This window comes from Gottfriedia luciferensis (assembly GCF_002156865.1).
GTDB lineage: Bacteria > Bacillota > Bacilli > Bacillales > Bacillaceae_G > Gottfriedia > Gottfriedia luciferensis.
In genome coordinates this window covers 1-26,314 of the sequence record NZ_NCTA01000004.1, presented here as the reverse complement: position 1 = coordinate 26,314, position 26,314 = coordinate 1, and the positions used below count along the sequence as shown (strand labels likewise).

Genomic DNA, 26,314 nt, shown 5'->3' with positions numbered 1-26,314 from the left:
TTTCTTGAAAAAAATATTCATTTGGCTATTTCTGGCTGTTTCAATTCTCATAATACCTATTCCGAATGTTGATGCAGGTTCATCCTCTGTTGTTAGTGAAGAAAAAGCAGGGGATACGAGTATTCAATAACAAAAGAAGGTAATGAGTACACTTGGACATTAGGTCACAAAGGGAATAAATCGGTATTTGAAGAGAACGAAGAAAATAGAGAAGAATTATATAATTTAAAGGAAGCTGTCAGTGATATAAATATATAATTCATTAAGATAATTGCATTTACATCAAGCTTTTTAATTTTAACAATCTTAACAAGATTACTTCATACAAAAAATAAACTAAAGTTTAAAGAAGGAGGGGCAATTATTTTTTTATTGGCTATTATTGCATTAGGTAATACAATTATTGCTTCAACGGAACTAGATCTTTCAATTGATGATGCAAGTTACATCTATTACAGGCTTAATGAACAAAAGTGGACAGCTAAGGCATGCTTTAGTACCTTTTCTTGAATTACATAAAAAGTCTTATTCTTTATTCAAGGAGTATTTATGGCAAAGAAAATTTATGGTTATATTTTGATTTTAACAATATTAATTTCAAATGGACTTACATTATTTGATGTTGTAAATGGTTCTAAAAAATTCAAGTTTGAGTTCATACTATCTTTAACAATCTTAGTCGGAATCCTCTTGTTTTTATTTGATAAATTAGTTAATAAAAGAGTTAATGTTACTCGAAAGTAAATTTACTTAAATTATTGAGTTTTCAGTTCAACTTATGCGAATTTGAACAATGTCAGATGAAATAAATAGAGAGATTTTAAAAGAAATAAATGAAAGCTTGATAGAATAATAGTTGACCAAATTAAGGGTCTGAACCAGTAGTAAGCTACTGGATTGGGAAGGAATATTGGGGTAAAGGTATTGCAACTTTAGCTTTGACAGAGTTTCTGAAGTATATAAAGTTACGCCCGCTATATGCTCGTGCCGCTAAAGATAACCTCGTCTCCATCAAAGTGTTGGAAAAATGTGGGTTTAAAATCATCTCTGAAGATAAGGATTTTTCAAACGCAAGAGGCAAGGATGTTGAAGAATTTATTTTGAAGCTTGAACCTTATGATATGTAATTTCATTCCTTAATTCGTATTTGATGAAGAGGAATCTAAGACAGAGATTAATACAATCTTGTTCAACTAACGCATGCATTAGTTATATTAGTTTACTAGTTGCTAATGCGACTTTCTTTATTAAACAATGACGCTTTAGTTCAATTATGCAGGTATTTATATATTATGTATTTAATATGTTATCAATAAATATTTCTCAATAAGAAGGAGGAATCCAGATGCAGATTTCAGAATCAACTTCATATTTTTCTTACATAACTGCATATTTGCCAATTATTATCGTGACAACACCAATTTTATTATTAGGTTTATTAATCTATTTTTTCAAAAGAAAAAGTAAAAGTAGTAAATAATACTGATTGAATTAACGAGAGCATTAGTTGAATTAACAGTGAAAGGAATCTTTGTTACTGATAACTTTTTTATGTAAACTAACACTGAATAAAATATACATATAAAAAATTTCCAAACACTAGCTTTTGTATATTTTGTTTATGATAAAATTAAACAATATTTCATATTTTTAAAATATTGTATTTTAGGAGGAAAAATTGATATATCAATATGAAGATAAGTATTTACCAGAAGTTTTGGAAGTGTTTAATCTAAATGTTCCTGATAGTTTTGATCCATCAGAAATTAGAGACCTTAAAGAATATCTAAAAAACTATGCTTCTACATATTTTGTCTATATTGAAAATGAAAGAATAGTTGGAGCTTGTGGTTATTATTTTCCTGAGACAAACATTGGTGGAATTTCTTGGATATTTACCGACCCTAACTATAAAGGAAAAAAAGTTGGTTCGAAGCTTGTTAAACATTGTATAGATGAAATTCAAATGAATAGCAGTATAACAAGTATAGCGGTTCGGACATCACAATTCGCAAATGTTTTCTTTGAAAAAATGGGATTTAGGACACAGTTGGTAAAACAGGATTATTGGGCAAAAGGATATGATTTATATGCGATGACTATGCCTATTTTAATAAATAACATAACCATGGAATAGAGTTCCAAAAATAGATTTATATAGAACTTGAGGTACGTTTCAACTATTTAGGATTGAGTTAGATCAAAAGAAGTAGGAAATAAAATTCAATCCATCTTCAACTAAAACGGAGTCCATTAGATAAAGATCAAAAGCAGCAATTGGCTGCTTTTTTATTTATGTATTTGGCAGGTTAGTTCAATTAGAAATAGGAATAAATAGGTTAAATTGCTTTAGAAAATAAAAATAAAATAATGATAAAATTATTATTATTTATATAACTAAAGGAGGATTAAATATGAAAAATCTTATTTGCACTTTATACATATTATTTGGACTAATACTTGTAACATTGACGTATTTTAATACATTTGAAGGACCTATAGTGTTGAGGGGAGTAGGGTGGATTTTATTTCTTGGTGGTTTATTTTATCAGTTAATACTATTTAATATCTCTAATCATAATCCTTTAAAAGATTTATTTAATACTGAAACAAACGAAAAAAAATAAGACAGTCAAACTTATTTCTAAGTATACTTTGTAAAATAAAGGTGGAATCAATTAATGAGAAAAATAGTCTCAACATTCGCAATATTGTTATCAGTTTTTTTGTATTTCTTTCACCAAATTGATGCTCGAATTGTTTTGATGGTTTCGCTTATCGTAGTCATTTCAGTTTCAAAACATACTAAACAAGCAAGTAAAACAACTAAAGGTATTGCATTAATCGGAATGGTCGGTGCATTTATTTTTAGTTTCATTTCAATTTTTATGAAATGAAAAAACTAATTTAATTTCCTTAATCAACTAAACATACATTAGTTAAGTGAAAAATTAAGAAGCTGATTATCGGCTTTTTTTTTATGTTTATTTTTGAACATTAATAAGTAAAAAATGAATGAACATTATCTCTGCGGGCCTGCCATAATAAATTAAATTCAATATGTATTGAATGTTAGTGTGATCAATTTTACGAAATAGCAATTCATATAATATGTAATTATTATTTTAATTTATTAATATATTAATTTTTCCATGTTTAAACTATACTTTAAATAATAAGACAACTTAGACTATAAGGAGATTTCTATGAAAAGGAAAAATAATATTATCATTATACTTTGTTTTTTGCTCTTAAATTGTATTGCACCTAATTATGGTTTAAATCGTGTATTTGCAGAGTCTGATACAACTGATCAGATAGTTTTTTCATCGTACGGTACATACCCTGCACTTTCTCCAGATGGGAAGACAATGTTTGTTGGTAAAGATAGGCCAAACTTCAACAAAGATAAAGAGTATCTAATAGGAATGTATGACACTGAAACAGGAACTTTATTAAAAAATTTAGAAGTAGATAATAACACTGACTATTTAACATATAGCCCAAATGGAAATTATTTAGTATCTAGTGGGGAATATACAATGTTGTTTGATAATACAGGTGAAAAAATTATTAAACTTCCTTACTATTTTCCGAGATTTTCTTTTAAAGAGGATAAAGATAATATTATTGCATTTGCGTATTCGTCAAAACCTACTGAGCTTATTAAAGCAAATGTATTAACGATTTATGATATAAAAACTAATTCAATCCTATTTGAAAAGAAATATGAAGATTCTGAACAGGTTATGAGAGTGGCTATGCACCCAACTCAGCCAATAGTTGCAGTTGCATTCGGATTTAATATTGAAATTATTAATTATGAAACGAATGAACTTATAAAAACAATTATTAACCCTTATCAACTACCAATAGATAAACCTTTCCAAAAATATCACATATTTAAACAGATATCATTTAGTCCTGATGGTAATAAATTAAATTTGCTATCAGATTCTACAGTCAATTCGCCTTTTATTCAATTAGATGTAGAACGAAACTTTGAGCCTTCAAGCATAAAGCTAGATGCTTATCTAAATCAATCAACAAAAACTCATGATGATTTACCAAATAAAATTTCATATGATGAAAGTAAAAATGTAATAATTCTTCATTATAATGATCAGATTAAGTTTTTCAATGCTTAAACGGGGTCTTATATTGGAAATGAAAAAAATATAAAAGATGTAGTTTTCTCAAAAAATAATAATAAAATTGCTTACACAAAAATCGATAATGAAAATAATTCTAGCTACGTTGAAGTTCAGAGGTTCCCAATTTTGAAAAACAATTCAAAAAGAATACAATTTAAAGATCCAGCTATTTTGTTACGCGAAGGATCCTCGACCTATTATAGTCTAGAATACATAGATGATGCTGGCGTTCGAACATTATTAGATCCTAATGAAATTACACTTGAATCATTAGATAATTCTATTGTTACAATTGATCATTCTAATAAAATTATTGCAAATAAAACAGGTAATACTCTTGTAAAAGCTTCTTATCAAGGTTTAACAGACTATATTTCTGTTGAGGTAAAAAGTAAAGCGGCATCTCAAATTTTTGTTGATCCGTTATACGATTCATCTTTAACCATTACTGGGCACGCACCTGGTAATATTCATCTATACGCTTTAACAAGTCAAAATTACAATACAATAACTAATCCTGATGGGTCTTTTAAAATAGAACTAGAAAAACCGCTTAAAGCAAATTCAAATGTAAACTTATGGTACGATTATGATGAACTCGGTTTAGCAGATGCTCCACAAGGGGCAGATTACTTAACTGAAAAAGTGCTTCGTGATACGGTAGCGCCAAAGCCACCAGTTATTACAAATATTGATGAAGAAACATATGTAATGCAAGGTTTTACCGAACCAAATGCTACGGTGTCTGTTTCTGCAAATGCGATACAAAATTCTGTTCGTTCAGGTTTACAACAAACAAATGCAATGTCATCTAGCAGTTCCAGTTTTTCTGTGAAGCCAATGAATGCAAAACTGTTTTCTACAAAAACGAAATTAAACACAACACAAAATACAGTATTAAAAAATGTAATTACAACAAAAGCGGATAAGAATGGGAAATTTAAATTATCGATTAAAGGTTTGAATGACACAGGTTACGTTAATACAACTGCTACGGATTTAGTAGGAAATAAAAGTAAACCGACCGTAGCAAAACTGATTGATAAAACCCCTCCAACTGCACCAGTTGTCAACCCAGTAAGTGATATTACAACTATAGTGACAGGTAAAGCGGAGCCTTACGCATTAGTGAATATCATAAAAGATAACAAACTAATTAGTTCAAAAAGAGTATCAAGTAATGGAAAATACTCTATTACAATTCCAAAGCAAAAGGTTGGTACATTACTTTCGGTTACAGCAAAAGATAATTCAAATAATAGCAGTAAAGCTACCATTATTAAGGTATTAAAAGCACCGGCAATGCCTTCAATTAATCAACTAACAAATAAAAGTACAATAATTACTGGAAAAGCTCAAGCTTACACTACTGTTATAGTGAAAAATGGTTCAAAAAATATAGGCTCTACTACTGTAAATAACAAAGGAGCATATAGTTTAAAGATTAAACCTCAACCTGCAGATTCAAAGATTACAGTAATTGTAAGAAACAAATATGGAGTAACAAGCTACCCAAAATCAATTAGCGTGAAAGATGTCATTTCACCACAAGCACCGCTTGTAAGTTCATTTACTACCAATAGCAAGACAATATCTGGTAATAGTGAACCTTATGCAACTATTAAAATATATAAAAAGAATTCATTATTAGCTTCAACAACTGTAACAAAAAGTGGAACTTGGTCAGTTAAAATTTCACCTCAAAGTAAAAATACGATTCTTACAATATATTCTTACGATAAATCGAATAATAGAAGTGTAGCAACTATTAAAAAAGTAAATTAATTATAGAACTTAACAAAAGACCTTGAGCTAGAAGTTCGAGGTCTTTTCCATTGGGGAAGGGTGAGTTTTCATATTAAATGAATAAGAAGATAAATTATTATTGTTAGTTTTATGCTGAAAATGTTCCAATTTGACTTCTCTGGAGTGAAGTGAACAATAGAAATTAAATATGAAATCTTGATGTTGAAAAGTTGAAAAATATTGACCTTTTGAAATTGATTAAGCTGAAATTTAATTTGAGCCTTTCTTATGTGCGCCCAGCATGTGCATATTCTATAGGGTGCAAGTCCCAGCCATGAAAGCGGTATTATGATATGATCAGGAACAAACAAGTATCCAATGGAGTACGATGTAGTATTCGATATTTAGGGAGGAATACACATTGAGTAATACGAATGTACATGGATTACTTAGATGGAAGAAAGAATTAAATGCAGAAATTAAAAGACTAGATAAAGAGTTAGACGAATTAACAAAAGAAATAGATAAAGTTAGGACAAGATATTCAGCAGCAGAGAAAGCATTTATACAATATCGTAACGAAACAATTTCACAAGAATTTGTTACACCCTTAAGTGTACAACTTAATGAACTAAATAATAAGTACGATGTTTTACTTTTAGTGAATAAACAAAAAAAAACAGCTATTACTTCAATTATTGAAACTGTGGATTCAATTATTAACGGGTATTTCACAAATTAATGGGGTTTACAATTTTAAGGAGATCTCTAGCCGGTAGGAAAGTCAAAACAAAAGTTTTGACAATACCAAGAGCAATAGGGATTGGTTCTTATTCAAATAAGCTCAGCCTTAGGAGTTCAAATTGATCGACTGTATAGTCGATTTTTTTATTGTGTAATCGGATTTTAATATTTATTAATAGGATAATTTGCTTTAGAAATTCAAAGTAAATTATTGTTAAAATTATATGATTACAGATGATTTTTTTAAATTGAGCTAATGGTAAGATATTCAATAAGAAAGAGTAATTATGTCTGTGAGTGAATTAGATAAAAAGAGGTGAAGAATGAAAAATAATCTAGTTGCATTTTCAATATTCTTTTTAGGTGTATGCATTGTAATAGGAAGTTGGATTATCCATAATGGTTTATTCGCTCAACCCAATGTTTCGACAAAACAAGCAGTTCAGCACCAACTATTAACACAGTCAGAATTAGTTAATTATCTAGGTTTAAGTAAGGAGGAAATTCAAAAGTTAACTGAGTTACCAGAAGGTGATGATAGTTATACAAGCGAGCTTCCTCATATAAAAATCGGTTCAAAGATATATTATCCTAAGTCAGCGCTGGATAAATGGTTGTTAAATGTGGAGTTTACTACTATACCTTAATTAATAACAAAAGAGAAGCTACCTTCGATTTGGTAACTTCTTTTTTTTCAATAATACAGGGAATGTTTCTCATCCAAACTATTGTTTTTGTGTATACGGGTATTCGAAATATAATAGTATACATTACTTAAATAAAGAGTAATAGATTTGTAAGAAAATGAAATATTGATCTGTTTAACGGTAGCTTTTCACAAATTACTAGAGTGTGTGGTCAAATAAAAGGTACTATTAAAAAAGGTGAATAAAGGGGAAAAGTAAATGTTATATAAAGCTTGGTTAATTATTAGTATCTTTGTTTCATTGTTTTTTAGTATTAATTTTTATCCCACGGGACCTTTTGAAGATGAGTTTCTTTTATTTAATAATATTGTAATAATCTTTATTTTCGTTCCTTCAACTTTTATACTTGCAAGTTGTTTTATTAGTCTATTTGCAAACAAGAGGTACGTTATTATGATTCTGTTTTTAATTGCTTCTTTAATAATAGGTTTTAAATTAATTTCTTTTTATCATATTATAATCGTTATTATTATTTTATTAGGTGGGTTAGTGATCGCTAGTTTTCATTTAGCTTTAACTAAATTATTAAAAATAAGAAGTAACTGTGTGTCACCGTGAATACGATTCAGCAAAGATTAAATTTAAAGTAACGACGTATAATGTTGATGGGAAACCAGTTGAGATTTTGAGTAACAGTAAAATCATTCAAGTACATTCAAAAGATGGTTGGAAAAATATTGTTGTTCCAAATAATGGATGGTAAGTTAATTAATATTCGATCTTCAACTAACGAATGATTTAGTTGCATAACATGATTGGCAGTAATGTGGGATTTTTTGCTAACAAGCAGTTTAGTTTAAGCTGAAAGTAGTGTGTTTAGTAAGTAAAGCAAATTTAAGGAGAGTTAAATGAAAATGAAGTACTACGTGGCATCAAGTTTTAGAAATATAGATACGGTAAGATTAGTTGCTTCTTGTTTAAATGAAAAAGGATATTTTCAAACTTATGATTGGACTCAAAATCAACCTGCCAACACTTTGAAAGACTTAAAACAAATTGGTGAAGAAGAAGTAAACGCTGTACTAGAATCAGATTTTATCATTGTTTTGAGTCCAGCTGGTAAAGGGAGCCATATCGAATTTGGTATTGCTTTGGGAGTTGGAAAACCAATTTACTTATACTCTGAACAAAACGATATTTTGGATTTTGAAACGACTAGTACCTTTTATCATGTTAAGGGTGTTAAAACCTTTGTTGGTGATTTACCATCTTTTATCGATTTTGTATTGTCAGAACAAAAAAATGAAATAAAACTCAAGCAAGTTGAATTGTTGCCGGAACAATTTCGAAATTTTGAATAGCAGTGTTTCGCCTTAACATCATAAACTAACGCGTATCGTGCACTATTGTACGACAAAATGAAATTTCACAAAAAATTCACCTCCAATTATTAATGTTTTTAAATAATTGGTGAGGTGAATTTTTCATAACCGCTCTTTGTATCATCCATTCATACAGTAATATTTTATAATAATGGTGAAAATAAGCGTGTTAAGGATTCAATAAATTTTTTAAATAGGCTTCGTTCTTTAAATTCTGAAAATATTATTTGAGTTGAAACCGAAAAATCGTTAATAAAAGATTGGTTAACTTGCTTAACAACATTTGAATCATATAAAAAGGTTGTTAATTCGTAATTTAAATGAAGGCTACGAATATCTAAATTAGCTGTACCAACTGAAGCGATTTCATTATCAATCAGTATTACTTTGGCGTGTAGAAAATTCTTTTTATATTTATAAATTTTTACTCCACTTTCTAATAGAGGAGCAAAATATGATTGCGAAGCTGAATCACTTAAAATACTATCACTTTTTCCTGGATATATTATTCGAACATCTACACCAGAAAGGGCTTTAAGCTTTAAAATGGTTAATATTTCTTGGTCAGGAACAAAATAAGGTGTAGCAATCCAGATACTATCCTCAGCAATTGTAAGTAGAGAGTGAAACGCATTTCTCATTGTTGGTTCTTTTGTGTCAGGACCACTTCCAATTATTTGAACAGCACCTGTAAAATTTATTTTACTAACTTGCTCATTAATCGGATTAGTTTTTTTAGAATCATTGTTTAAAATATTTTTTATCGTTTCATCTGAATCATATAAAGTAGAATAGTACCAGTCTTGCAGAAAAATATTTTCTAAATCTTTTACCGCATTACCTTCGATCAATAAATGGGTATCTCTCCAAAACCCTAGTTTTGACCTCCCTAAATATTCGTCTCCAACATTTAACCCTCCAGTAAACCCATTAATACCGTCTATTACTACGATTTTTCTATGATTTCGATAATTTATTGTACCAAATGACCAAGTTGTAATTGGATCAAACTTAGCTACTTTAACCCCAAAATCACTTAAAGTTCTAAAAATCTTCTTTTTAAAACTTTTACTTCCTAAACCATCAATTATCAAACGTACATCAATTCCATCATTTGCTTTCATTCTTAATATGTCAAGTATCTCATTACCAATTGTGTCAGTACGAAAGATATAGTACTGGATATAGATGGAATGTTTTGCATTTAAGAGAGATTCTTTTAGCTTAGAAAACATTTCATCTCCATTAATTAATAAAGTAGCATCTGTATTTTGATCAACTGGAGCACCAGTTAATTTTTCAATAATAGAACTTAATTTAGAGGATTTAGATGACAATGTAATACGATTATCCGATTTAACAATATTATTTTGAGGGATTTTAAACATTGAATGTCGAATTAGTTTTTTTCGTCTTGTCTTTAAACGTCCAAATAGTAGATATAAAATAACTCCAAATGTAGGTGTGACTGCGAGTAATAATAGCCAAGAAAGTGTACTTTGTGGATTGCGATTTTCAAAGAATAATTTACATGATATTGCAATTACACTAATGGAAATTATTAAATGCAAGGTTACATTAAATGATCCAGGTGAACGATCTATTAATAGTTTCCATAAGATAAGCAACAAAATTGCAAACAAGATTTTATAATTATTCGGTCTAATTTTAAATCACCTACTATTTAGGAAAATAATTTGTACACGGCTTAACTTTTCCTAACTTAAATATTACTATTCAATATTTTAGACTACCCTTAAATTAATTTAAAAGTTAGAATGATGTATATAGATTTGAAGGTGCAAATGAAAACTAACTTATAGGAGCTAATTAACGATTATCAATCACATATATTTAAACCTTAATACACTATCGCATGCCATACTCGTACAACATGAAACGTGACCGACAATTTTGTCGGTCATTTTTTATATAAAAAATGTTCAAGTTAGTTGCATAAAGATTCAATACAATCGATAGAAATATTCCAACAAACGCTCAAAATGTGTTATCGTTAAATGTGATTTGTCTAGAGTAGAAACATGAGAAAGGCGTGCAAAAGTGTGAACAAAAGATTATATTTGATTTTATTTACCGTGATTTCACTATCTGTATTTGTGGGTTGTGGAAAAATCACTGAACAGACTTCATCAAATAAAGTGCAATCCCCAACAAGTGAAAGTGAACCCAACAAAAGTGTTCCTATATCTAGTGAGGTAACAGGTACAACGGGAGAATTTGATTACAGCAAATATACCCTAATTGAAGTAAACGGCGGGGATATGTCAGGACATAGAATGTCGAATGTCAAAGTAGATGTCGGATTTGGAAAACGGGAATATTGGGCTTATACAAATGATTTCGGTCAGCTAATTCGTGTTGAGGCGAAAAAGATAACACTTCAAAATTCGAAAACTGATCACGTTTTGTCAACAGGTAGATATTACTCTGATGAAGCAAATGTTCCTGGTACAGAGAGTCCAACTTTGGATAAAGGGCATGTGATTGCTGATTCGCTTGGGGGAGTATCCAATGCATATAACATTACACCTCAAGACAGCAATCTCAATCGGCATGGTGATCAAGCTTATATGGAAAAAGTGATTCGAGATGCAGGAGGTTGCACTGATTTCGTAGCAGTAATTACATATCCAAATACTAAGACGCAAATTCCTAACCATTATAAATTCACATACAAAATTCAGGGCAGAACCATTACGGATGAATTTGACAATGTAAACCCAGATAAAGTGAACAAAAATTTAGAGGAATCCAAAGGTACTAGAAGTAAGACACCGAAGTCAGGCAATTTGCCTGCAAACAAAACGGAAAGTAGTAATGAAGATGTTAGTAAGGTCGATACCAATCATAATGGAATTATTACGATCGCTGAAGCAAAGGCTGCTGGCTATAAAATGCCAATTACAAGAGATTCATGGCTCTATAAATATATGGATGATCGAGATGGTGATGGCTTAGTTGGTGAATAAAGGGATTTATTTAGCGATTCTGTTCATCTTTTTGATGTATAAAGTCAAGTTATAAAATGATGCTAGTATTAATTCCCTTGATAATTAATACTTCTTAAGTAAAAAGGACCTTCTAAAGACCCTTTTTACTACTTAAATAATCCAGTTCAATCTAACGAATGCGTTAGTAAAAGATCAAAAGCAGCCATTGGCTGCTTTTTTATTTATTTGGCAGGATAGTAGAATAAGAAAAAGAAAAAAATTACCAATTCCAGAATATTAATGGTCTAATTTCAAGATGAGCGAGAACGAATCGTTATTTTTTCTTGTAAAAAACAGTTCGGGTAAGGAAATGGTAAGTTTAAATAGTTTTACAAAAACAAATAAAGGTTATGTGTATGATTCAGGTGGAGAATTTGCTAAAAACTATTATGCTACAGTTAAAGAGGAATTTATATTGGTGAGCCGAGTAGGTAGTAAAACTAGTTTAGTATTTTGGGGGTATGTAGCAAACTATCCGAATGCAGACGGCCGTCACATAGTCATAAAAATCGACTTATGAGACGTCCCCATTTTATTTTAATGAATACATTTACTTTTTCCACAAATAATAATGAAAGAAAATTTTCATTTAACCTTTTGTTTCTGAAAAGGAGGAGTAACTATGCAAAGTCGTTTAAATAGAAAGAAAGTGGAAGCGAAAAACAACACGATAGATATAAATCAAATGATAAATTTAGTAAGTCAATCAAGCGATTTTGCTCATATAAACCTTCCAATCAATAATATTACATATAATTTATTTTTTTATCAGACATTGGTAGATTCTGAAACTATTCATCATTTCGTTCTTCCATATTTGAATCAAGAAATAAATGATATAAACGAAATTAAAAGTATGATTCCATTAAATGATATATCTGTTACTTCAGATGCTAAAGAAGTAGAAGAAAAATTATTACAAGGAAATATTCTCTTACAAATAAAAGGTGAACCTAAAAAAGTAGCACTTCTTAATGTAAAAGATGTGAAGGTCGGAAAAAGAATTTACAATGACTCTGAGAATGAATATAGTGTCGTTGGTCCAAAAACTGGCTTTGTTGAAGACATTCAAGTAAATCTAAATTTATTAAGGAAACATATCGTAACTCCAAACCTGATTTTTGAAGAGTTTACTGTGGGCTCAACATCTAAAACTAAAATAGTAGTAGCTTATATTAAAGATATTACAAACGAAGAATATATAAATACAATAAGACAACGAATAACAGAATTAGATTTTGATGTAATCTTTGACGCAACAACTATAGAACATTTAATTTCAGATAACTCAAATACTCCCTTTCCTTTATTTTTATCAACTGAAAGGGTAGACCGTGCAGTATATACAATGATTAATGGACAAGTTGCTATTTTGAGTGATGGATCTCCTTATGCTATAACGGCACCTTCTAATTTATTCGATTTCTTTATTTCACCTGAAGATTATTATCTGCCTTGGATAGTTGGTTCTTTTTTTCGGTTAATTCGAATTTTTGGTGTGTTCTTTTCAACTTTTACTACTTCAATTTATGTAGCTGTCTTAACTCATCATTATACAATGATTCCGAAAGATTTAATGGGGCCAATTGTTTTCTCAAGAGCTAATGTTCCATTTCCTCCTTTACTAGAAGTACTATTTTTAGAAATTACAATTGAACTACTACGTGAGGCCGGTGCTAGACTTCCGACAAAAGTTGGACAAACCTTAGGGATAGTAGGAGGGATTGTAATTGGACAGGCATCTGTGGCAGCTGCATTAAGTAGTAATATATTGTTAATCATAGTGGCTTTATCAGCTTTAGCATCCTTTACAACTCCAATTTTTAAAATGTCAAATACGATTCGCTTATTAAGGTTTCCTTTGATTATATTAGCAGGTGCAGTAGGAGGATACGGAATAATATTTGGAATGATCATGATATTAATTCATCTATTACGATTGACCTCATTAGGAGCGCCTTATTTATTACCTTTTTATCCATTTAGAAAGGCAGATTTAGCAGATACAATAATCCGGTCTTCATATAGTCTTACATCAAAAAGAGCAGGCTATCTTAGGCCGAAAAACTTGTGGCGATATAATAGTAAAAAAGCTCGCTTAAAAAAGGATTAGCTTTAGCAAGGAGCGATAAGGTATGAATTTGAATTGGAGATACTTTTGTATTGGAATGTGTATTTTGCTAACGGGATGTAGTAATGAAGTGAATAAAATCCGGATTGTTCATACAATCGGATTTGATAAGGAAGGAAAAAATATAAAAGGTACAATCGTTTCACCAAACTATTTAGAGGGAATAGCAGCAAAATCAGAAACTCTTTCTGGGGTGTCTGAAACGGATAATGAAGTTCTTTTTAGAATCAATAATCAATCAAATTATACAATCCAAGTAGGCCAATTGAGAACGGTTTTATTTGGTATGAATTACGCTAAAAAAGGTATTGGAGAAACAATTAGGAGCTTGGTTAATAATCCTGATATTGGTAGGATCTTATATTTAGCTATTACAGAACAAGAAGCGCAAGAATTAATTAAGTTAACCGAGAAAAAGGATACATTATATATCTTTAATATGATTAAACAAAATATAAAAACAGGAAACATTCCACAGTTTAACTTACATACATTCCTTTGTATGTATTACAACAAATGGGAAGATTCATTTTTACCATATTTAAGAAAGAATGAAAATGATGAAGTAACCATTGGTGGATTGAGCTTATTAAAAGAAGGGAAATTTGTGATGAACTTAAATGTTGACCAATCTTTCTTCTTTACTCTCATGTATAATGATTCGTCATCAGGGATGCATTTATTTCCGATCCATCTAAAGGATAAAAAAGGGTTGTTGCTATTACAAAATATAAACAGCAATGTAAAGTACTCTATTAATAACAGTAAAATACCAACAATTCATATCAAGCTAAAGTTAAGTGGAATGATTAAGGATTCACCAGAGTGGATCAACCTTGAGAAAAACAAACATATTATACAAGTAGAAAAACAAATAGAAGAGAAAATTAAGCAAGAATCTGAAAAGCTAGTTCGCCAATTACAGGCTAAAAATGTGGACGGATTAGGCTTTGGTAATTTCATAAGAAGTAAAAGGAAATACTGGTCACTAGATGATTACAAAAGTACTTTCCAAGAGATGAAAGTTAAAGTAGATGTTGATACAACAATATTACAATCTGGGATAGGGGAATAAAGAAAAGGAGAAAATTATGAAACATCCTATAGGCGAGCAAGAGAAGATATCTCCGTTTTTTGTATTCTTTTTGATTAATGGCGCACAAACTGGGGTAGGAATGTTAGGCTTTCAAAACAAAATATCTGCTGATGTAGGTTATGACGGGTGGATCGTGTCAATTATTAGCGGAATATCAATTAACATAATAATTTTCTTATTATATAAAATGTTAAAAAACGATAACAATTTAATCAATATCCATACTAATATTTTTGGAAAATTAATTGGAACGCTGTTTACATTAGTCTTTAGTACATACTTAATTTTTTCTGCGTTAATCGTATTTAGAACTTATATAAATGTCTTGCAAATATGGATCTTTCCTACTTTTTCAGCTTGGTACCTAGGTCTTTTTTTCATAATCGCAATATATTATGCTATTACCGGTGGATTTAGAGTAGTTCTTGGTGTTTGTTTTTGGGGGACCGTTATACCTTTTTTACTTATATTTTTTATAGGATTTCCCATGAAATATGCCGAACTAAAAAATATCTTACCTATGTTTAATCATTCCCTCACTAGCATAATGAAGGCGACTAAAGATTTAACTATAAATTATTTGGGATTTGAGTCAATATTAATATATTATCCATTTATTAAAAATCCGGAAAAATCACATAAATGGGCACAGATTAGTAGTTTAACCACTATGGTTTTATATACAGTAATTTTAATCATATCATGTATGTACTTTAATGAAGAACAAATGAAACACGCACTTTGGGCAACATTAAATATGACAAAGATCATTTCGTTCCCAATTCTTGAACGTTTTGAGTATGTAGTTATTTTCATGTGGTTATTTGTTGTAATGCCGACAGTTTGTATACCACTTTGGAGTGTTGGTAGAATTCTAGAAGTCACATTTAATGTAAAACCAAAGTTCTCTCTTTTGATTATTTCAATAATAATCTATTCTACAGTTTTCATTATAAAAGGCAGAGTAAGTTTAAATATGTTAAATCATTTTGTAGGAACAATTGGATTATATGTAATTTATGTTTATATTCCTTTTCTATTTGTTGTAAATTTTATTAGGTCAAAAATACAGCACAACCTTAGTAGCTAAAAACAATTTGAATGGAATAAGACTAATTGTTATATGTAGTCTTAATATATTTAAACTAAAAATAGGTTCAAAACCGTTCTCGATACTGACGATTTAGGTTTGAACCTTATTTTATATTAGAACTTTTTCATGAGGTAGCTATTCTTTTAATAAGCTACCAAAAATTAAATTAGAAGTGAGGTAGTAATTTGGTTTCTTCTATTCGTTTGTTCATTGTACTAATATTTTTAATTAGTAGCCCAGTGATCATCAAGGCTAAAGAAATTAAGTATAATCACAACAGCATTACTTTACCTACTTTAAAGAATAATGTAGATTTTAAGGTCTTTGCTCCCAAAAACGTTCCAAAGGATTGGACATTAGAAATAAAAACATACCCGTGGGGAGAAAAAGAAAAGTTCACCTATTTTAGGTTACATTACATGGACAGCAACGATACTAAGCTTTTAATTGGGATTGAACAAAGAAAAGAATTACGAGTACAAGATGAGCATTTAGGACCTAACGCTAAACAGGTCGATATTAATGGAAACAAAGGATACTTCGTAGAATGGGCAAACAGTGGTCAAATGGATAATAATCATGGTCAACTCATTACTGGTGGTTTACTTTTTTGGAACCAAGGTGGAACGCATATAAAAATAGATAGTATGAGTTTATCGGAAGAAAAAATATTAGAAATTGCAAGATCGATGAAATAATCTTATCTAACGAACGCTAGCATTAGTTGAAGCGCAAAAGTAACCATTGGTTGCTTTTTTTATTTATAAATTTGGAAGTTTATTAAAAGAAGGTGATTCACCCATAGATAGCGAAAATTGTTAGAAAAGGAGGGAATAACTTGAGTTATGAAATGATAACGTTACCGGCTTATCGGGCAGTGGGATTAATATGGGAGGGAACATTCTCTGAAATTGCTCCGAATTTAAAAAACGTCATTCAACAAGTAAAAGACCGTGCTAATGAGTTAGAGTATAAGGTGAATCCAACTGTTCAATTAGGTCTATCTTACCATGTGATTGAGAATGGATTCACACATTACGCGGTGTATGAAGTGAATGAGGAGCAGGAAGTTCCTGATGGAATGATTGAAATATGGGTTCCTGAATGGACGTATGTGAAAACCACACATAACAAAGGAGATGATGTACAACAGACCTATACGGATTTACATAAATGGTTATTTGATAGTGAGTATACCGCATTTAGAGAAGCTGGTGTAGATTACTATGATCCTTATATGCCGATTAAACATGAACATTATCCAGTAGATCATGATCTGAATGATCCACATTTTGATATTTATATACCGATTGTAAAAAAATAATGTTTTCTTATTAAACAAACGAGCGCTTTTGTTGAAAATATGAGCGGCTGAAAAAGTCGATTTTTTAGTTGAGCTAAATTGCTGATGAAAAAGATATAATAGTTACTGGGAAAAGAAAACCGTTTTTAAATTCAAAAAATGATGCAAATAGAATTCAAAAATATAAAGATCATTTTAAAGATTTTGGATTAAATATAGAGAATAAGTTCTGAACTAGCAAATGCGTTGTTTACTATCAAGATCGACTATTAAGTCGATTTTTTTGTTTAAAAGAATCGTAGTTTAGTAAATTTTAATAATACTTAAAAAGAGGATTCAGAGATTTTATATTGAATAAAGTTAAATTGGCTTACCTAAATAGTAATTGATTTTCTAAAATTTAATATTCATATTTTAGAGATATTGAGGAGTTAGTTATGGAACTTATTACAGGAAAAGTAATCATAATATCTGTATTTATATTTATTGTGACAATGATTGAAACTTTAGCTTATTCAACAAGGATTTCAGGTGCGCGAGTAAAATTAATTGCAACTGCATTATCTTTATTTAGCACACTAGTAATTGTTTCAAGGTTCTCGACGATGATTCAGCAACCAATGACAGCAAAACTCATTGCTAATGCGCCAGATGTTAACAAATTAACTTATATAGAGGAACAATATAGAATCTTAATTGGAGTATCTACAATTGGAGTGTTATTTGGAATCCTTCTATTTCCTACTTTTGTAAATATCTTTTCAAGGGCAATCATACAGTTATCTAATCAACGTGGTTCAGTTATAGGACTGTTTATAAGTCAGTTAAATCGTAACGGATTTTATAAGATTGTTAAGTGTTTTAGAGTTCCAAGTATATCATATTTAAAAGATATCACTTTAAAAACGATTCCAAAACGTCTCTTTGTTGTAAATGTTATTATCACTTCTGTGTATACAATATCTGTTCTTTCATCAATATATGCATCAATGTTAGTACCTAAAGATTTTGCTCAAGCAGCATTAATGTCATCTGGTGTTATTAATGGAATCTCTACAATTTTACTTACTTTATTTATTGATCCAAAAGCATCCGTATTAGCAGATAGAGTAATGAAAAAACAAAGTGATTATATCTACTTAAAAAGCTATTCAATAACTATGATTAGTTCGAAATTTTTGGGCACAATCTTGTCTCAACTTTTATTTATTCCTGCTGCATACTATGTTGCTTGGTTTGCAAAATGGATCTAATTTACTTATAGAATTAACACATGCGCTAGTTCTATAAAAAAATTAACAACTACTAAACCCAAAATAAATTTAAAATGATAATGTTACATTTTTATTTTTTAGGCAAAGGGAAAAGCACCCCAAAAGTCGTGCTTTTTTTAGGTTAGCAGTATAATAATTAATAAGTGTGTTTGTTTAAAGAAAATATACAAAATGAGAAGGGATTATGAAATGAATAAAGAAGACCTACTAAGTAAAGGATATCGAAAATATTCAGGAGAAGAGATTGAAATTTATTTCAATAAAGATATTTGTACACATTCAGGTAATTGTGTAAAGACAATGCCGAAAGTGTTTGATACAAAAAGAAAGCCATGGATTCTTGCTGATAATGGAGAAGCAGATTCAGCTATGAAAACGATCGATTTATGTCCAAGTGGTGCACTACAATATATTTATAAAAAGGATGATAAATAATATGATTATTGAAAAGTCAGAGAAAAAACACTTTATTGAGAATGATGAAGGGAAAATTATCGCTGAAATTACATTTGTACAAGCTGGGACATCAAAAGTGATCATTGATCACACTTTTGTCGATGAATCCTTGAGAGGACAAAAAATTGCAAGTAAACTTGTTGCTTCCGTTGTAGAAGAGATGAGAGAACAAGACAAAAAGATTATACCACTTTGTCCATTTGCTAAGGCTGAATTTGAACGCAAAAAAGAATATCAAGATATGCTTGCGTAAATAGACAGATTGCTAAAGAACGGCAACAATCGACCCTTTTCACATTTTTTTCAATTCAGCATGTTAACATCATTACGTATGAGTATCAAAAAAGGATTATGGAAACTAAGGGAGTATTTGTGAAAATGGGTGTAATCTCGGATATACCTGGCATGCATTTTCGAGAGGGGAAATTATATGAATCCTATTTTATTAGATGTTCCGTTACAAATTGAAACAGACAGACTAATTCTTCGAGCACCACTTCCAGCTGGGGAAGGGAATATAGTACACCAAGCTATTAAGGATTCTTTTAATGAGTTAAAGCAATGGTTGGTTTTATTCCAGTCAATTCCAACAGTTGAAGAAACGGAAATTCTCCTGAGAAATGCCCATATAGAATTTTTGAAAAGAGAAAGCTTTCGCTATCTTATCTATCATAAGGGTACTAATGATTTTATTGGGACGACTAGCCTTCACAGAATTAATTGGGAGGTTTCTAAATGTGAAATTGGATACTGGATTAACTCGCAATTTAGTGGCAATGGATATATGAATGAAGCTGTAAGTGGGATAATAAACTTTGGTTTTCAACTACTCAAATTTAGAAGGATTGAAATACGATGTGAATCTAAAAACACTAAAAGTCGTGCGATTCCTGAAAAACTAGGTTTTGAGCTTGAAGGGATCTTACGTAATGAAGATCTTTCAGCTGATGGAAAAAAACTAATTGATACATGCATTTATGCAAAGGTAAACTAAACTTTAAAAAATCAGGTTGTGCGCTTGCGATAGTTGTACAAGAAAAAAATCCTTATTAAAAAAAGGGATAAGGATTTTTTTTGATAAAAACTACAATATTGTTTTAATCTTTGAATGAAAAAACCTATCTTAACATTAGTATAAGATAGGTTCTTTTTTGTAAACATTTCATAACAAAATATTAAAGTTTCCTTTTATATTTCCTACTAAAAAAAGTACAACAAATTACTTTAATTTATTTGCTTCATAAAGATTGATTTCAGTAGGGGCAGTTAGGTAATCTTTCGCTTTTGCAACAAACGATGTAAAATGAGCACTTGTATTATGTGCAGCTACAGCACCCATGTCTTTCCAAATTTCGACCATGATGTATTCATTTTCCTTATCAGTTTGTTTTGTTAAATCGTATGAAATATTTCCTTCTTCGGCTCTTGATGATTCTAATAGCGAAGTCATTTCCTCTAAAAATATTGTTTCTTTTGTTGAATCAATTGTCATTGTCGCATGAATAATAATCATGTATATTTACCTTCTTTTCATAGTGTTTTTTTATTTTTTATTTCCACTCTGCTACACGTTCAACTGGTAAGCGTACAGATTGATATCCTGCATCAACAGCTTTACCAATTGAGATCAACATAACAGGAACATATCGATCTTTATCCATGCCGAATGCTTCTGCAATTTTGTCTTTTTCGAAGCCACCGATCGGACAAGTGTCATAGCCATAAGCACGAGCCGTTAGCATAAATTGCATTGCTACCAATCCACCATCAATTAAAACTGTATCTTTCATTTGCTCTGTTGTACTGTTTGCAAAGAAGCCACTAAGTGTTTCTAATTGTTTTTCTTTAACATCAGCTGGCATATAACCTAATTCAACTGCACGACCATAAATTTCTTCAGCATAGTCAAAATTATTTAAGTCTCCAAACAGGGCAATCATCGCAGAAGATGTTTCAACTTGTGATTGATTAAATCGAGCTAAAGGTGCTAAAGTAGCTTTTGCTTCATCACTTTCAATGATTAAAAATCTCCACGGTTGCATGTTTACTGAAGAAGGTGCTAAAGTAGCTGTTTCAATTATTTCATGCATTTCCTCCATTGAGATCTTTACATTTGAATCATATTTACGAATTGAGCGTCTTCCTTTTAATATTTCATTAAAATTATTTGTTAATGTTGTCGTAGTCATTGTTGTTTTCTCCTTTTTATCATTTTAAGAATTACTCTAGATTATCTCGATTGGAATTTATTTGATTCATATTGATTTGAATGCGATTTAAATAGTCGAGTGTTAAGTCAATTTCTTCTTTTGAAAAGCCTTTAAGCATACTCTCAACAAACTCTACTTTTTCTTTCCATAATTTAGACATTTGATCTTGTCCCAATTGAGTTAAACTAACCAAGGTTAGTCTGTTATCAGTTTCACACTTTCTTCGAGTGATCTTTCCATTTATCTCCAGTTGCTTTAAATGTCTAGTAATAGCAGCACTATCAATCTTTAATGTTTTTTGAAGTTGTGATTGACTAATTTCTCCGCATTCATACAATTGATTCATTATTTCTAATCGTGATTGACTAATTCCCATGCATTTTTCAAATGTTGTTTCAATTTGAACTTTTAATTCTTTTAATAGTGATAATACTTTTGTTTCATTTCTATTAGGCACGCGTAACCTCCAAAACAAATAGGATATTGTTTATTATTAACGGTTAATAATTGTTGAGGTATCAATAATTGATACGTCAACGATTGATACATCAATTAATTTACACCCTTGAACTAAATAAATCAAGTACAAAATAAAATCTTTTATGATGTTTAAAATTTCAGGTAATTCAAATCATTAAACTGTTCTTTTATACAAAAATGTTAGTATCTCATTTTTATTAAATAATATGTAAAAATACATCAAAAGATAGTTTTACTGTATTCAAATAATCTTAAAATTTAATCGTGAAAACTTTTGATTGAAAGAACCAAGCAATAGTTAGATCACAAAAGTGACTCTTTTTTTTATGAACAAACTGGCAAGTTAGCTGAAGAAGGAGTTTTATAATAAGACGATTAGCCCTTTGAGTTGTTAATTGCTCAAGATCAATCGAGAGCTTCTAATGGAAAAGTTGTTTTGGAACATTAACTATAGAAGTACTCGTAGGATAAGTTCTATAAGTAATGTTATAATATTGATGGAAATTTGTTATTAAAGGTACTAAATTACTTATTTTAAACTAGATATAAAATTACGATAAAGGATATAATTGGAATATTATAAAATGAAGTAATTGTTATTTTAGTCTAGTGAGGTAAAGAAAATAAAAAAAGCTGCAATCTTGGTGACCTACGATGAACGAATGCTAGGTTATTGTGACAAAGTATATTATATGGAAGATGGGGTATTATCAATTAAAAATTCTGTAAAGTAGGAATTACTAGATTAAAATGTAGAGTGATTTTAAAAAAATTGAGGGAAATAACGAAGAAAATTATATAGTACTAACAGAATTAGAGGTTTTGATCAAAGAATTTTCAGATTAAACGTATTCCTTATACAGCTAATACATTAGTTGTATAATTATTGGAAAATATCACCTTTCAAAAAGGCAGATAACCTAAACAATTACTATTACTTTTTATATAATATAGGGTAAAATTACATTTTATTTTTTACCAATATCACCTATTTTTTAAGGGAAACTCCTTATCCTGAGTTTCTCTCTTTTTTATTTCTAATTGAACGAACAATTCTCTTAGATACATTTGGATAAGTATATATAATTCTAATAACATGTTAGAAAAAAGAAAGAAAGGATTGCCATTAGCTATCCTTTCTTACCTTCTCACCTAATAAGGATAAGCTTTCTTTCTCATTCCGACATCATTAATTTTAACATCGACACTAACTGTTACTTTTGCCTTTTTAAATGTATCGTTCCAATTCTTCTCATATTTTTTATAAACTTTAGGGTTAGCGGTGTATAATTTTTCACCAAATCCAAATGCATCTCCACCGAGTTTTTTAACTTCAGTTATCCCTTTTTCTACTGATTGTTTTAAAACATTTTCAGCTGATATTTCATATTTTTTGAGGGATGCTGCTTTATCAAAATTGTCATTACAAAGCACTTCGTCAATATGTCCAATGGAGTTAATTTTGATCGTAATGATTGGGATATTGCCCTTCATTTTAATTTCAGTCTTTGATTTTACCCGAGTAAGCTCCATCGAATCATATTCTTTTTTATTACATGGTATTTCTAAATTAGTTTCTTTGATCAAATTATCAACAACTTGGATTGATTTTGCTGGTGGTCCATCTAACCACCCAACTAATTTTGCATTTCTAAATATCCCTGTGCCATTTATCATATCAAAACTTGAATTGACTTTACCCCAATCTTCAAGTGTCTCTGATGATTCACTTTCATTTTTTAAACTTGCACCATTTATTATTGGTTCTCTTCCACTACTAGAAATTGCTGAAATTGCATGACGAATTAATGTTTTTTGGTTTTCACCTAAAAGAGCTGATGTATTATTAATTTTACCTACAATTGATTTAGCTGAAAGTTTATCAAGTGTTGCCAAATTATTCATTACTTTATCTACGTTTTTATTTCTAGCAATAACTACTGGAATATTTACACGTATTTTTGAATCTCTTTCAAATACATCAAAAATATAATTCAGTGATTTTTCTCTTGCTAATGTTTCTCCTATTACGACAAGTGCAATATGAGAATAAATATTTGTTCGAGATCCTTTCTTTGTCACATTTCGTGCTGCTTCTGATATGGTTTTACCTTTATCTTCTAATGAAATAATTGGAACACCTTGTGAACCTGATTGTGTGGCAATCGAACTAGGATTAAGAATTTGAAGGATCATCTCATATTTTTTTTCTTTCGGTAAGTAGTCGACCCCCATTGCTAGAACAATCGATATTTGATTTAATTCTTTATAGTTAGAGCAACCACTTAAAATTACTGTTAAAATCATAAATGAAACTATATATTTCTTTATTGTCATTTGATTCTCCAATGTTTTATCTTTTGTATGTAGAATGATAAAAGTGATTTTTGCAAATTACCCATATTTTACATATATTTTTTACATTCATTGGAAATACATGTACTTTTTTTATAATTAATTTAATCTACTATTTGTTTAGATTAATATAAAATTTTCTAAGCGGTTCACTTAAGTTAACTACAGTTTCTGAAGAATTTCATATCTAACTAATGCAAAGAGTAAAGTACAAGTTTTAGTATGAATAAAACGGTAACATTTGAACCTTATTCGGATGGTTTAGAAATCTACCGAAAGGACATTCAAAATATCCAATACACATTCCAACCAAACGGCGAAATACAATCAATACTCGCGATGTATGAACAAAAGTGGTTAATCAGTGAAAAGAAAACAAAGTTGAAATACGATGAACTTGACTTAATCTTAAAAAAAGTGAAAAAGGCAAGAGAGGGTTTAACTCAATTAGATTTAGGGACTATTCATCCAAATGAAAAGGAAGATCGAGATATACTAATTGGAGAATGTTTAACATTTGAAAAAAACATTGAGGAAATAAAGTATAATAGAAATTACTCAAGGATGAAAATCATTAAGAAGTACAGTAATCTAGCTGCTGGGTTTGACACTAGTATCGTAGTCTTTGGTGACTTCTATAAGAAATATGTTAAAGATTAACTAATATTTTGTTCTGAACTGTTATTCAATTGAAATGAACGAAACTGTCAAATCAAATAGCTTGAACCAAGATAGAATGAGGATAGTATAAACAATATATATGTTACCAATGTATAAGGCTTTAACAATAGAAAGCCAAATCCCAGAGGAGGAGTTACAAATGAAATTTATGATGGTTGTGAAGGCTTCAAAGGATTCTGAAGCAGGGACTATGCCAAAGGAACAGATGGATCTTATGTTTGCTGCGATGAAGAAATATAATGAAGAACTGAAGGAAGCTGGAGTTCTGGTGTCAGTCGGTGGACTACATCCAAGCTCGAATGGTATTCGTATTACTTACCCTGTTCCAGGAGAACCGCCGATCATCACAGAGGGTCCTTTCGCTGAAGTTAATGAGTTGATTGCAGGATACTGGTTCATTGATGTGAAATCTAGAGAGGAAGCCATCGAGTGGGCGATGCGGGCGCCAGACCCACATGGACTTGGAGAAGGACAGATTGAGCTTCGCCAAGTATTCGAATAAAATGGAATATAATTACCAATGCGATTCTTCAATAGAAGATCGCTTTTTTTATTCAACATAATGCGGTCTAGTTCAATAAAAGAGTGAGTATGTTAAAATTTAGTAAATTGGTTTGCGTGAATTGAAGAGAGTATGTAAGCAGTTTTATAGTAATTAAGAAAAAGGGGATATGAATTGAAGAAAGTTAGTAATGTCATTTTTTCTTTCTATTTGTTAGTAGGTTGTAGTGTAAGTAAAGTACAACAGAATAAAAAATTAGAAGAGTCTATTCATTCAGTAGTGGAAAACAAAAGTAAAAGTGAAATAGATCTATTGTCTTTGGCTAAATTCACTTGGGACAAAGCCTTCGTCTTTCCACCTTATACAACTCAAGAAAGTATAAATAAACAATTAGAAGTTTATTTTAAAGACCCTAGTAAGATTAACATGAGAGATGATCTATACTTATTGGTTTTTCTTAATGAGGGCAAGGTAGTTCAATACGCAGAAATAAGTCGTCAACAATCTGATTTTTCCATTGAGGAAAAGAAATACCTTACCCCCACTAGTGCCTCGATTAAAATTGTAAGGAATTAAAAAATGACATAGTTGGAACACAAGAGATTCGTCGGACTTTTTCTTTAGATAGGTCAACAATATTTTTTTTATTTGACTATATGGTTTGTTTTCTTCATTTATAAATACAAGAAAGAAGGTAATCAATATAAAAGCTCTAGTAAGAGCTTTTTTTATTTTGATTATGGTATTTCCAATTAGTAAACTCTTAAAATAACTTAATTAATTCTCAAATCAATAAGGTGGAAGAATCGTAATACGAATTTGAATAGAATGGATAAGCTTTAATTTGACATACTATATAATAATTAAAGAAATATAAAAAAGGAAGCATAAATTTATGAGAAGTCAAGTTACAGTAATAGATGCTCTTAAGCAAGAATTTCAGGGATCAAATGATTTAATTGTCCATTCTTTTGAATATTACGAACAACAAATCTGTTTGATCTATCTTCAAGATCTATGTGACTCAGATAAAATTAAAACGGATATTA

Annotated in this window: 32 protein-coding genes and 1 pseudogene; 28 read left to right on the top strand and 5 right to left on the bottom strand. The window is 30.1% G+C overall.

Annotated features, from left to right (window positions below; genetic code table 11):
- Nucleotides 1–4: 4 nt before the first annotated feature.
- The 14 genes and pseudogenes from B7R67_RS22635 (at nt 5) to B7R67_RS04680 (ending at nt 8,652) form a co-directional block, all read left to right on the top strand.
- Nucleotides 5–130 carry a hypothetical protein gene (locus tag B7R67_RS22635; protein WP_268875999.1) on the top strand — a complete coding sequence of 42 codons (126 nt, stop codon included), beginning with the start codon at nt 5–7 and terminating at the stop codon, nt 128–130.
- A gap of 419 nt (nt 131–549) precedes the next feature.
- Nucleotides 550–744 carry a hypothetical protein gene (locus tag B7R67_RS04730; protein WP_088068050.1) on the top strand — a complete coding sequence of 65 codons (195 nt, stop codon included), beginning with the start codon at nt 550–552 and terminating at the stop codon, nt 742–744.
- A 131-nt stretch (nt 745–875) separates the two neighbouring features.
- Nucleotides 876–1,127, top strand: a pseudogene (locus tag B7R67_RS04725) (GNAT family N-acetyltransferase); the annotation flags it as partial.
- Between the two features lie 218 nt (nt 1,128–1,345).
- Complete coding sequence (locus tag B7R67_RS22630; protein WP_268875998.1) at nt 1,346–1,480, top strand: hypothetical protein; 135 nt, start codon at nt 1,346–1,348, stop codon at nt 1,478–1,480.
- Between the two features lie 198 nt (nt 1,481–1,678).
- Nucleotides 1,679–2,137, top strand: coding sequence for a GNAT family N-acetyltransferase (locus tag B7R67_RS04720; protein ID WP_088068048.1), 459 nt, complete (start codon nt 1,679–1,681; stop codon nt 2,135–2,137).
- 277 nt (nt 2,138–2,414) lie between these two features.
- Nucleotides 2,415–2,627 carry a hypothetical protein gene (locus tag B7R67_RS04715; RefSeq protein ID WP_088068046.1) on the top strand — a complete coding sequence of 71 codons (213 nt, stop codon included), beginning with the start codon at nt 2,415–2,417 and terminating at the stop codon, nt 2,625–2,627.
- Nucleotides 2,628–2,681: 54 nt separating this feature from the next.
- The gene (locus B7R67_RS04710) at nt 2,682–2,897 is read left to right on the top strand and encodes a hypothetical protein (RefSeq protein WP_088068044.1); all 216 of its coding nucleotides are present in this window, start codon (nt 2,682–2,684) and stop codon (nt 2,895–2,897) included.
- 309 nt (nt 2,898–3,206) lie between these two features.
- Complete coding sequence (locus B7R67_RS04705; RefSeq protein ID WP_088068043.1) at nt 3,207–4,148, top strand: WD40 repeat domain-containing protein; 942 nt, start codon at nt 3,207–3,209, stop codon at nt 4,146–4,148.
- Nucleotides 4,149–4,280: 132 nt separating this feature from the next.
- Nucleotides 4,281–5,939: an Ig-like domain-containing protein gene (locus B7R67_RS04700; RefSeq protein ID WP_088068041.1), complete on the top strand. Its 1,659-nt coding sequence runs from the start codon at nt 4,281–4,283 to the stop codon at nt 5,937–5,939.
- Between the two features lie 382 nt (nt 5,940–6,321).
- Complete coding sequence (locus tag B7R67_RS04695; protein WP_088068039.1) at nt 6,322–6,642, top strand: hypothetical protein; 321 nt, start codon at nt 6,322–6,324, stop codon at nt 6,640–6,642.
- 325 nt (nt 6,643–6,967) lie between these two features.
- Nucleotides 6,968–7,291 carry a helix-turn-helix domain-containing protein gene (locus tag B7R67_RS04690; protein ID WP_088068037.1) on the top strand — a complete coding sequence of 108 codons (324 nt, stop codon included), beginning with the start codon at nt 6,968–6,970 and terminating at the stop codon, nt 7,289–7,291.
- Between the two features lie 258 nt (nt 7,292–7,549).
- Nucleotides 7,550–7,909 (top strand): hypothetical protein, encoded by a 360-nt coding sequence (locus B7R67_RS04685; protein ID WP_088068035.1) that lies wholly within the window; start codon nt 7,550–7,552, stop codon nt 7,907–7,909.
- Nucleotides 7,896–8,054 (top strand): hypothetical protein, encoded by a 159-nt coding sequence (locus B7R67_RS22025; RefSeq protein ID WP_158095026.1) that lies wholly within the window; start codon nt 7,896–7,898, stop codon nt 8,052–8,054. The genes B7R67_RS04685 and B7R67_RS22025 overlap by 14 nt, the downstream gene beginning before the upstream one ends.
- 145 nt (nt 8,055–8,199) lie before the next feature.
- Nucleotides 8,200–8,652 carry a group-specific protein gene (locus tag B7R67_RS04680; RefSeq protein WP_235822091.1) on the top strand — a complete coding sequence of 151 codons (453 nt, stop codon included), beginning with the start codon at nt 8,200–8,202 and terminating at the stop codon, nt 8,650–8,652.
- A gap of 164 nt (nt 8,653–8,816) precedes the next feature.
- On the opposite strand, the gene cls is transcribed toward B7R67_RS04680, so the two are convergent.
- Nucleotides 8,817–10,301, bottom strand: coding sequence for a cardiolipin synthase (cls, locus tag B7R67_RS04675; RefSeq protein WP_158095025.1), 1,485 nt, complete (start codon nt 10,299–10,301; stop codon nt 8,817–8,819).
- Between the two features lie 414 nt (nt 10,302–10,715).
- On the opposite strand from cls, the gene B7R67_RS04670 reads away from it, so the two are divergent.
- The 11 genes from B7R67_RS04670 (at nt 10,716) to B7R67_RS04620 (ending at nt 20,031) form a co-directional block, all read left to right on the top strand.
- On the top strand, nt 10,716–11,663 hold the full coding sequence (locus B7R67_RS04670; RefSeq protein ID WP_088068032.1) for a DNA/RNA non-specific endonuclease: 948 nt from the start codon (nt 10,716–10,718) through the stop codon (nt 11,661–11,663).
- A 277-nt stretch (nt 11,664–11,940) separates the two neighbouring features.
- Complete coding sequence (locus B7R67_RS04665) at nt 11,941–12,204, top strand: hypothetical protein (protein ID WP_142289519.1); 264 nt, start codon at nt 11,941–11,943, stop codon at nt 12,202–12,204.
- Nucleotides 12,205–12,306: 102 nt separating this feature from the next.
- Complete coding sequence (locus B7R67_RS04660; RefSeq protein WP_088068028.1) at nt 12,307–13,797, top strand: spore germination protein; 1,491 nt, start codon at nt 12,307–12,309, stop codon at nt 13,795–13,797.
- Between the two features lie 22 nt (nt 13,798–13,819).
- The gene (locus tag B7R67_RS04655) at nt 13,820–14,890 is read left to right on the top strand and encodes a Ger(x)C family spore germination protein (protein ID WP_088068027.1); all 1,071 of its coding nucleotides are present in this window, start codon (nt 13,820–13,822) and stop codon (nt 14,888–14,890) included.
- 16 nt (nt 14,891–14,906) lie between these two features.
- Nucleotides 14,907–16,001: a GerAB/ArcD/ProY family transporter gene (locus B7R67_RS04650; protein WP_088068025.1), complete on the top strand. Its 1,095-nt coding sequence runs from the start codon at nt 14,907–14,909 to the stop codon at nt 15,999–16,001.
- Nucleotides 16,002–16,189: 188 nt separating this feature from the next.
- Nucleotides 16,190–16,702 (top strand): DUF4367 domain-containing protein, encoded by a 513-nt coding sequence (locus tag B7R67_RS04645; protein WP_088068023.1) that lies wholly within the window; start codon nt 16,190–16,192, stop codon nt 16,700–16,702.
- A gap of 140 nt (nt 16,703–16,842) precedes the next feature.
- A complete protein-coding gene (locus B7R67_RS04640; protein ID WP_088068022.1) occupies nt 16,843–17,328 on the top strand; it encodes a GyrI-like domain-containing protein in 486 nt (161 codons plus the stop codon).
- Nucleotides 17,329–17,744: 416 nt separating this feature from the next.
- Complete coding sequence (locus B7R67_RS04635) at nt 17,745–18,560, top strand: lipid II flippase Amj family protein (RefSeq protein WP_088068020.1); 816 nt, start codon at nt 17,745–17,747, stop codon at nt 18,558–18,560.
- A gap of 210 nt (nt 18,561–18,770) precedes the next feature.
- Nucleotides 18,771–19,016 carry a (4Fe-4S)-binding protein gene (locus B7R67_RS04630; RefSeq protein ID WP_088068018.1) on the top strand — a complete coding sequence of 82 codons (246 nt, stop codon included), beginning with the start codon at nt 18,771–18,773 and terminating at the stop codon, nt 19,014–19,016.
- Nucleotide 19,017: 1 nt separating this feature from the next.
- The gene (locus tag B7R67_RS04625; protein WP_235822089.1) at nt 19,018–19,290 is read left to right on the top strand and encodes a GNAT family N-acetyltransferase; all 273 of its coding nucleotides are present in this window, start codon (nt 19,018–19,020) and stop codon (nt 19,288–19,290) included.
- 177 nt (nt 19,291–19,467) lie between these two features.
- Nucleotides 19,468–20,031 carry a GNAT family N-acetyltransferase gene (locus B7R67_RS04620; protein ID WP_088068015.1) on the top strand — a complete coding sequence of 188 codons (564 nt, stop codon included), beginning with the start codon at nt 19,468–19,470 and terminating at the stop codon, nt 20,029–20,031.
- A gap of 225 nt (nt 20,032–20,256) precedes the next feature.
- On the opposite strand, the gene B7R67_RS04615 is transcribed toward B7R67_RS04620, so the two are convergent.
- From B7R67_RS04615 to B7R67_RS04600, 4 genes are all read right to left on the bottom strand, one after another.
- On the bottom strand, nt 20,257–20,550 hold the full coding sequence (locus B7R67_RS04615; RefSeq protein WP_088068013.1) for a putative quinol monooxygenase: 294 nt from the start codon (nt 20,548–20,550) through the stop codon (nt 20,257–20,259).
- Between the two features lie 37 nt (nt 20,551–20,587).
- The gene (locus B7R67_RS04610; RefSeq protein WP_088068011.1) at nt 20,588–21,226 is read right to left on the bottom strand and encodes a nitroreductase family protein; all 639 of its coding nucleotides are present in this window, start codon (nt 21,224–21,226) and stop codon (nt 20,588–20,590) included.
- Between the two features lie 31 nt (nt 21,227–21,257).
- Entirely contained in the window at nt 21,258–21,704 is a 447-nt protein-coding gene (locus B7R67_RS04605; protein WP_235822088.1) for a MarR family winged helix-turn-helix transcriptional regulator, read from the bottom strand.
- Between the two features lie 1,175 nt (nt 21,705–22,879).
- Nucleotides 22,880–24,064 (bottom strand): Ger(x)C family spore germination protein, encoded by a 1,185-nt coding sequence (locus tag B7R67_RS04600; RefSeq protein ID WP_088068009.1) that lies wholly within the window; start codon nt 24,062–24,064, stop codon nt 22,880–22,882.
- 240 nt (nt 24,065–24,304) lie between these two features.
- Between B7R67_RS04600 and B7R67_RS04595 the strand changes: the two genes are divergently transcribed.
- From B7R67_RS04595 to B7R67_RS04585, 3 genes are all read left to right on the top strand, one after another.
- Nucleotides 24,305–24,742 carry a hypothetical protein gene (locus B7R67_RS04595; RefSeq protein WP_088068008.1) on the top strand — a complete coding sequence of 146 codons (438 nt, stop codon included), beginning with the start codon at nt 24,305–24,307 and terminating at the stop codon, nt 24,740–24,742.
- Between the two features lie 160 nt (nt 24,743–24,902).
- The gene (locus B7R67_RS04590; RefSeq protein ID WP_088068006.1) at nt 24,903–25,265 is read left to right on the top strand and encodes a YciI family protein; all 363 of its coding nucleotides are present in this window, start codon (nt 24,903–24,905) and stop codon (nt 25,263–25,265) included.
- 174 nt (nt 25,266–25,439) lie between these two features.
- Complete coding sequence (locus B7R67_RS04585; protein WP_088068004.1) at nt 25,440–25,841, top strand: hypothetical protein; 402 nt, start codon at nt 25,440–25,442, stop codon at nt 25,839–25,841.
- Nucleotides 25,842–26,314 lie beyond the last annotated feature (473 nt).